This is a genomic window from Ligilactobacillus acidipiscis DSM 15836, assembly GCF_001435755.1.
GTDB lineage: Bacteria > Bacillota > Bacilli > Lactobacillales > Lactobacillaceae > Ligilactobacillus > Ligilactobacillus acidipiscis.
Genome location: NZ_AZFI01000090.1, coordinates 1 through 8664 on the forward strand (window position 1 = coordinate 1; position 8664 = coordinate 8664).

Consider the following 8664-nt stretch of genomic DNA (forward strand, 5'->3'; position numbering starts at 1 on the left):
GAATTATTACGAACTAGCACCACGCGTATATTTTAAATAAGACATATAACCCAATTGCTATGCAAATAAGACCCAACACATAAAGCAGCAACCTCACAGCAAAAGCGTCTTTCTCCTTCATCCCTGCAGCACTGACCACCATCAGTAAACCAACTAAGCAAAGCAGCAAGATAATTAATATTATTGATAACCTCATCTTTTACACCAACCATCTTAGTTCTTGTACCTTAATTATATGCATATTTAGTACAAATAAAACTTCTCTTGACGAAGATTTAACAAAATCTGTAATTATTTGCCGCTCACAATTTATTTACACCTTTCAGCCGCACAACTGACCAGGCTTTGCTTAATTAAACAGTTCTTAACCTCCTGATCGGTAAATTTTTGATCACATATCCTTGTTCAAATCACAGACTTGTGGCAAACTAAAGTATAGATGAGTAAGATAATTTCGGATTTCCAGAAGCATTTTGCTGCTCTTGCAATACCTTATCTTGAACCTGACTTGCTCACCTAATTATTCAAAGGAGACTGTCATGGCCGAACTCGTATATAAACAGATCATCGCAGATCTGAAGAAAAAAATTTTCGCAGGGGAATTTTCCTCAATGCGTTTGCCTGATGAACGTTCATTGGCCGAACAATACTCAGTCAGCAGAAGCTCGATCAAGCGTGCGTTGACCAGGATGGCAAGCGACGGCGTAATCTTTAAAAAACGGGGTTCAGGTACTTTTATCAACCCTCTCTACTTAAAAAATGAATCCGTCTTTAATTATGAAGAAAGCTCCAATTTAGGTGTTTCAGACAATTTCGAAATGAACGGCAAAAGCCCTCAGATCAAAGTCTTAAACTTCGAAGTCATTCGCCCGACCGAAGAGATCCAACGCGACCTTTTTTTACGGCCAGACGACTTTGTTTATAAAATCGACCGGTTGCGGCTCTTTGATGACCAGCCCTTTATGATCGAGACCGGCTATATCCCGATCAGGATCTTGCCTAGTCTGTCACTCAAGAAAATCGAGGGCTCGATTTTTTCTTACGTAGAGCAAGCATTTGGCCAAACTGTTTCTAAGTCATTCCTATCAATTTTTGCAGAGCCATCGACAAAATATGATCAAAAACTGTTACACCTGTTACCAAACGAACCCGTAGGTGTCATGGAGGGGATCTTCTTTTTAAACAATGGAACTCCCTTTGAATTCTCGCGGATGAGGCTCCACTACAAATATATGAAATACAATACCTTCGTCACTATTTCAGATTAAACGATTAGGCTCGCCAACCGCTTTACACGCCGGTCAGCGGCCCTTTTGTTTATAAAAAAGACCGTTGGATCACTTTTTTGCACTTCAGTGTCCTCGGTCTTTTACTTATAGCTATTTATTTGTTGTCAGCATCATAAATATATTGACGAGTCATTGGTGTTCCAGTTCCGCTAGTTCCATTAATCAGCAAGTACTGCATGACATCAATATTACCTGCTTCAAATGATGCCGCACAGGCCTGCAAATACAGATCCCACATACGTGCAAATTTATGCCCGTAACGTCCCTCAACCACGGTGTAGTTAGCAGCAAAATTGTTTTGCCAATGTTCCAAGGTCTTTTGGTAATGGCGACGCAATGGCTCCAAATCAGTTAACTGTAAACCAGCATCCATCACATGCTGCAGGTTTTCGACCATATTTGGAATGTAGCCGCCTGGAAAAATATATTTGATAATGAATGGGTCGACTCCGGCACCATCATGCTGTCCGGTGATTCCATGGATCAAAGCCCGTCCATTTGGTTTTAATAATCTTTTAACAGTTTGGAAATATTCAGCTAGATTTTCCTTGCCAACGTGTTCAAACATCCCCACGGAAGTCACATAATCATACTGCCCCTGCAAATCACGATAGTCTTCCAAGTAAACATCGATCTTATCTTCTAAGCGACGTTGCTTTATCTGTTGTTTGGTGTAATTATATTGTTCTTGACTAAGTGTCACACCAGTAGCGTGAACACCATATTCTTCAGCAGCAATAAATAACACTGTCCCCCAGCCTGAACCAATGTCTAACAAACTTCCGCCATCAGTGATATCCAACTTGTTTAAGATATGGTGGACCTTATTGATCTGGGCTTGCTCCAAGGTATCATCTTCATGTTGAAAGTAAGCACAAGAATAAGTCATCGTCTTGTCAAGCCACATCCCATAAAAATCATTCCCGATATCATAGTGGCTTTGAATATCCTCTTTAGAATCCGCTTTCGAATGAGACATCTTAGGAAAGTGTTTTAAGAACGAATTCTTTTTTAAAAAACTACCCGATTTACGGTAAGCTGAAGTTACCAGTTTTTGAATCGCATGATCTCCTTCGATCAAAAGGTCTTCATTCATATAAGCTTCGCCTAAAACCAAGGTCGGGGCTGAAGTTAATTCCCTTAACGGAAAAGCCTGACGGATCTTAACTTTAACTTCTGGAGTCCCCTGACCATAATCTTCAGTTTTCCCGTCCCAGTATGTGACTGAAACAGGGATATCAAATGCGTTGCTCAAAAGTTTCCTATAAATTGTCTTCTCTAACATGTAAAAATTTCCTCCAAGTCGTTTTTCCTATATCTGACTATGGTTGAGCCTGTCTATTCTTTCATATTTGAGACTTGAACCATAAGGACACCTGGTCTTTCCTTAAGCCTGAGCAAAAATTGGTTTGTATCAAACCGATGATCAACTAAGGCGTCTGATTCTAATACGATCATCTTATCATTGATCACTAATAAATTAAATGAGGTATCGGTGATACCTTGTTCTGCAAAAAAGTTCTTGAGTCCATCCAAATCCGCTTGACTAGGCTCGATCTCAATATGCAACCGTAAACGTACACTGCGCATCAACGAATTGATCAGTGAGTCATCATGGAAATATTTCTGAACCAAGACGATCAAAAGAGTTGCGATCACACTGATCATATACATACCAGCACCAACGGACATCCCAATTGCAGCTGTGGCCCAGACACCAGCTGCTGTGGTCAGACCACTGATTTGCGAGCGCCGGACTAAGATCGTGCCGGCACCAATAAAACTGATCCCGCTGACGATCTGAGCAGCGATCCGTGACGGATCCAGATCAATGTTGGTCGTCGCCAAAATATCATAAAACCCATATTTTGAAACCAACATGATCAGCGCCGAAGCAATTGCGACCACCATATGAGTACGAATACCCGCACTTTTACGTAATTTTGACCTTTCAAATCCGATCAATGCCCCACACAATGCTGCTACTAACAATCTAATAGTCCAATCAACACTTTGCGACATAGATCACCTTCTTATCATTCAATAGTGAAATAGCTACTCCACTTAGCTTAATAAAAGTTAGTCAAAGTTTTTTCTCAAAAAAATAAGTTAAGCCTGTCACCAAAACGATGATAAAGTAATATTTTTTAGGTTTAAGCTAATAACCACCTATTTATCAGCAAGTAGAAAATTTGTAATTGCTAGCAAAAAAATAATCCATATTATAAGATAGCGAGATCCTATGCCTCATAATTTTTAACTAAATTCTAGTTTCCATATTATCATACTTTTTGATTTTTGCGACCACTAAGCATTTCAAGTAAACGCACCCATTGTTCAATGATCCGACTACCGCTAAATTCACTGGAACGCTCAAGAGCTGTTTGCCCCCAGAGCTCGCGTTGTTCGTGACTTTCTAATAAAGGTTTCAAGGCACGAAAAACAGAATTTTTTTCAAATTTTGCCAAACGTCCATATCGGCTTTCCTTCAGGTACTCCTCAGTCCCGGTATTATAAGTCGCCACGATCGGCAAACCAAAAGTCATGGCTTCACCGACTACCAGCGGCAATCCTTCCCAGCGTGAAGTCAGCAGGAAAATCGATGAATCACGGTAGTGTTCTTGAAGCTGCTCATCACTCAAGGCGCCCCGCAAAATAACCTTATTTTGCAAACCCTTGTCATCTATCATTTGCTGAACCTGCTTTTCATCTGCACCAGTCCCAGCCACGCGGAGCTGCCAAGGATCTGGCAGTAATTCGCCGACATCGACCATTAGATCGAGGCCCTTATGTGCGATATCCATCCGGCAGACCATTGAAATGACTTTCTTATTTAAATCAGCCGGTTCCTTGGCTTCTAAAGTCAAAGGATTATAAAGACGAACTGTATTTCGGTTAAACTGGACAAATAAATCAGCGTCCGACTGAGTCAAAGCAATGATGGTATCGACAGATTTCAAGCCAGACTGGAACTCCGGCTGCATATCCTTATAATATTGATTCATGTATGTGTTGAAGTTATTATGCATCCATGCCAGCTGAATAACATTTGGACATGCTTTTCTGATAAAGGGTGCAAAACTGGTCAAAGTCCCAGCTGTCAAAACAACAGCATCAAAGCGATTTTCTTTGAGCACTTTAGTCAGATCCTTGATTTGTTGATCAAAATCATTCCACGGATCGTCGCCACGATAACTCTTTCCTGTATCAAATGGGTGCTCTGCGACAAATAACGGTGCATCTAATTCAAAATACGACTTAATTGTAGATATTGAATAAAACGAAACATCGTAGATCTGTGATAAATAGTTACCCACAACGATGGTTGCCCGGTGCGCACCATCCATTTTCAAGTTTTCTAAACAGAACAAAATTTTCATGTGACCACCTCCATAGATTCACTAAAATGAAATCACCAGTACTGCTTAAGTACTGATGCTCCTTTTTCTTGATTTTGTGCGGTAAAGCTCAACTTTTTCAACTTTTCCACTAAGTAACTCTGATCTGACCTAACCTTCATCCAACCCAGAAAAACACGGTGTCCCCAAAAATTTTTTGAAAAAGGAGCCCGCTTTCGCTTGCCCCCTGCCCTTGCTAATCTTCCAAATATATCTGTTGCAGCTCTTTTTTTTGCTGCTTGGTGATCCCTAACTCTGTTTCCAAATAATGCCCCAAATCCCCGTACTCTCGCTGCATCGTACCTAGTGCACAGTCTAAATATTTTTCAGAAACACAACTCAATGCTCGCATATTTTCCGAGTAGGTCGCGTTTTGTGCTTGGAGTGGTACCCGGTCTGAGACAGGTTTAAACCCTCGACGTTTCTTTAAAAATTCATTGGAGATCAGGTAATCTGCTCGAATCGTTTCTTGATCAACACCTAAGACTGTGAGTACATATACAGCACCCATGCCTGTCCTGTCTTTCCCAGCTGAGCAATGAAAAATCACTGATTCGTTATCCCGCTCATTAGCGAGCAAGAGATCAAAAAACTTACGGTACGCTTTTTTAGCGTTTGCTGATAAAACGATGTCGTTATAGGCATCCAACATTTGCTTAAACCCAGCGTTGCGCTCGGTTAGCAAACGGTTATCTTCTTCCCGGTCATCTGTCTGACTTTTCGTCTCGTCAACAGTAAAAACTGGTGCAAAATTATAAGTCGTTTGTGCAGGCAAACGATCTGGCTGTTTTTGTCTTTCACTTGGTGAACGAAAATCGATATCATACCGTAAACCATATTCATCAAGGTAAGTTAAATCTCGTTTCGATAAAGTACTTAGTGCAGCTGAACGAATTAATTTGTGTTTCTTGAGACGTCGACCATCTGTAGTCTGATAGCCCCCAAGCTCCCTAAAATTAAAACCATTTTCAATTTGTAACTTCTCCGGCATCATGGCTTTATTCTCTCCTTTAATACGATAAAACCTAGAAAACAATACCCCTATTAAAACAAAATACACATCTATAATTTACTGCGTGTTCCTTATTAATTTAACAGACCTCAAGTTAAATAGCCAATCAAATGCTCCACAGAGCAGAGAAGCTTTAAAGAATTTCAGCAGCCTGCTTACCAAAATATGCTCGTTCATCATATCTTTAAAGAAACGTATTTACTTGCTCCGATCCAAGAAAACTCGCTATAATATTTGTATGAAAAAATGGAGGGAACAAAATGTCAACATTTTACATCGTCCGTCATGGGCAAAGTATTGCTAACTCGCAAAAAATCATGCAGGGGGCAATGATCGACACGCCGTTAACAACTACAGGTCAAGCTCAGGACTACAAAACAGCTGCCAAGCTAAGCCAGCACAATTTTACTCAAGTATTTGCCAGTCCGCTGCTGCGCGCCGCACAAACTGCCCAGATCATCGTTCCTAAAGCAACTATTACATACGACTGGCGTTTGCGTGAATTTGACTATGGCTTATGGGATGGGCAAAAAACCACGCAATTATGGCGGGAGTATGCACAATTTTTTGATGAAAATCATAATTTATTACCCGGCTCACAAGAATATTCTCACGGTGAAACACACTCACAAGCAAAGGCGCGACTCCTCAGTTTCTTTGACGAAACGACCCAAAAGCTGCCGCAAGACGCACAAGTTTTACTGGTCAGTCACGGTTACACCATCAAACTGATAGTTGACATAATTTTGGGCATCGATAACCTGACTGCCCTGGATGAACCGACAAATGCCGGGATCACTAGGATCGAATGGACCTCGCAAAGCCACACTTTAAAATATTTTAACCGTTAAAAAAACACGCGATCTCCCACGAGAGGAAATTGCGTGTTTTACTGTCTATCATCGCTGACAGCAGTTTGTAAGTAGCGAATTAATTATTCATACCTTCATCATAAATCTTCATCTTGCCTTTTACGATGCTTTCAACTAGTTCGCCATAAGGATCGCCATCTTTTTCGGCTTCTTGCGGCAACAAAGAAAGTGGTGTCATTCCCGGCAAATTATTGCCCTCAATGACCCAAACTCCGCGGTCGTTCGTGAAGAAGTCAATCCGGCCGTAGTTTTGCAGACCTAAAGCATCCATCGCTTCAACAGCAACCTTCTTCATTTCAGCATGAACTTCTGGGTCCAAGTCTTCTGGCGGGGTAATGAAATCTGTATACCCTGCTTGGAACTTATGCTCAAAATCATACCAGCCGTCATGAACTTTGATCTCAACTGCTGGAAAAGCATAACCATTGACCACACCCAAAGAAAATTCACGGCCACCGATAAATTCTTCAATGATCGCACTGTTGTCAAAACGAAATACGTCTGCTAAACTTTTTGCCAATTCTTCATCATTGTGAACGATATGTGTTCCAACAGACGAACCGCCAGAAGTAGGTTTAACAACAACTGGGTAGTCAAACGGCAATTTGTGGCCTTTTGACCCTTGATCACGTTTGATCTCAACAAAAGCAGCTGTTTGGATATTGTTATATAGCATTAATTCCTTGCTATAAACTTTATTCATACATACTCCACTGGCAGTTGAACCACTTCCAGTGTAACGAATATTATTAAGATCTAAGACAGCCTGCACTTTACCATTTTCTCCATCGCCTCCGTGCAATGCCAAGAAAACAATATCTGCAGCCTTGCAGATCTCTAAAACATTTGGCCCGAATAACTCAGTCGAACCATCTTCACGCAGGGCATTAATGTCGGCATCAGTGAGGATCGCGTCTGAGATCTCCAAATCCTTGCTCGTATTGGCATCCTCAAAAACTGATTCGGCACTTGCGCCTGCTGGCAGATCGTAACCAAGAAACAGGTCGATAAAAGTTGATTGGTAACCTTGCTCACGTAAAGCATTTGTGATCCGGTAACCACTTGAAATTGAAACATTCCGCTCGGTACTGCGTCCACCCGCTAAAACGGCAATTTTCATAGGTCGAACACCTCCAGGTTTATTTAGAATCTTAAGTATACCACAAAAGTCTAACTTAAAGCGATATTTTTTTGGATTCGTTTTCAAAAAAATATTACGAAACCGTAGTAGCGCCGCTTTAACAACGATCATAGCCAATAATATTTTTTCAATATCAGTAATTTTAACTGGCCATCAGACTAAATTTCGGCTATTTTGTCGGTATTTTTCCATGACTGCAACGACCTCATGACTAGTCACGAATCTTGCCGTTTTTAAATTAATATTTAACGGACTATGAACTATTTTGCCATTGGCTTGTCCCAGCAAACGTTTGTAAGCAGGCAAACTTGCCAGATACTCAGTTTCATTAGTGAGTTCCACACCCACAAACATTTGATTACCGATCAAGACTTCGTGCAAGGCTTCAACATCTGTCCATCTGATCAATTGTCCGCTTGCCGCCCAAGTCGAATGATCATAAAAGCCTTCTGGCGTTAGCTGCAACAACACTTTCCCCTTGAAAAGCCGGTGTAATAAAAACAACCCCCACCAGCCAAACAACAGTGTGCCACTCACGCCAGCCGCTAAATAAGAAATGTTTGCCCCATGCTGCCCCAAATACCACAGGCTAAGGCTGAAAACTACCAACAACAAGTCCATGAATAACAGTTGGGTCTGTTTTCCCTTCGATTGGTAGACAACATAGGGTTTATCTGTCTTCATTATCTGCACCTCATCTTTCATTTCTCACGTAATTATATCAAGAAACATGAGTAACTTGCCAGATACTCTTTAAAATGAGGTGGCCCATGAACTACCTAACAGGACTCAACGCAGTTAGGCCTCCTGTGGTGTTCTACTTTTATCCCCCTACACACGCATTTGTGAGACTTACCTTGCCGGACTTTGCGTTACATTCTCATTTGTATGACTTACTTCGCCGGACTTTGCATCACATTCCCACTTGTGAGACTTACTTTGCCAAAGTTTG

General features: G+C 41.1%; 8 protein-coding genes. 2 read left to right on the forward strand and 6 right to left on the reverse strand.

Annotated features, from left to right (window positions below):
- The first annotated feature begins 539 nt into the window (after positions 1-539).
- Complete coding sequence (locus tag FC65_RS06910; RefSeq protein WP_056972059.1) at positions 540-1268, forward strand: GntR family transcriptional regulator; 729 nt, start codon at positions 540-542, stop codon at positions 1266-1268.
- A gap of 115 nt (positions 1269-1383) precedes the next feature.
- On the opposite strand, the gene FC65_RS06915 is transcribed toward FC65_RS06910, so the two are convergent.
- From FC65_RS06915 to FC65_RS06930, 4 genes are all read right to left on the reverse strand, one after another.
- Positions 1384-2574, reverse strand: a complete 1191-nt coding sequence (locus FC65_RS06915; RefSeq protein ID WP_056972060.1) for an SAM-dependent methyltransferase — start codon at positions 2572-2574, stop codon at positions 1384-1386.
- A 53-nt stretch (positions 2575-2627) separates the two neighbouring features.
- The gene (locus FC65_RS06920) at positions 2628-3311 is read right to left on the reverse strand and encodes an MgtC/SapB family protein (RefSeq protein WP_056972061.1); all 684 of its coding nucleotides are present in this window, start codon (positions 3309-3311) and stop codon (positions 2628-2630) included.
- A 260-nt stretch (positions 3312-3571) separates the two neighbouring features.
- A complete protein-coding gene (locus FC65_RS06925; protein WP_056972062.1) occupies positions 3572-4669 on the reverse strand; it encodes a glycosyltransferase in 1098 nt (365 codons plus the stop codon).
- A 214-nt stretch (positions 4670-4883) separates the two neighbouring features.
- A complete protein-coding gene (locus FC65_RS06930; protein ID WP_010498423.1) occupies positions 4884-5681 on the reverse strand; it encodes a tyrosine-protein phosphatase in 798 nt (265 codons plus the stop codon).
- Between the two features lie 278 nt (positions 5682-5959).
- On the opposite strand from FC65_RS06930, the gene FC65_RS06935 reads away from it, so the two are divergent.
- Positions 5960-6550: a histidine phosphatase family protein gene (locus FC65_RS06935; protein ID WP_010498421.1), complete on the forward strand. Its 591-nt coding sequence runs from the start codon at positions 5960-5962 to the stop codon at positions 6548-6550.
- A gap of 79 nt (positions 6551-6629) precedes the next feature.
- On the opposite strand, the gene FC65_RS06940 is transcribed toward FC65_RS06935, so the two are convergent.
- Complete coding sequence (locus FC65_RS06940; RefSeq protein ID WP_056972063.1) at positions 6630-7691, reverse strand: D-alanine--D-alanine ligase family protein; 1062 nt, start codon at positions 7689-7691, stop codon at positions 6630-6632.
- A 174-nt stretch (positions 7692-7865) separates the two neighbouring features.
- Positions 7866-8396 (reverse strand): STM3941 family protein, encoded by a 531-nt coding sequence (locus FC65_RS06945; protein ID WP_056972064.1) that lies wholly within the window; start codon positions 8394-8396, stop codon positions 7866-7868.
- Positions 8397-8664: the final 268 nt, after the last annotated feature.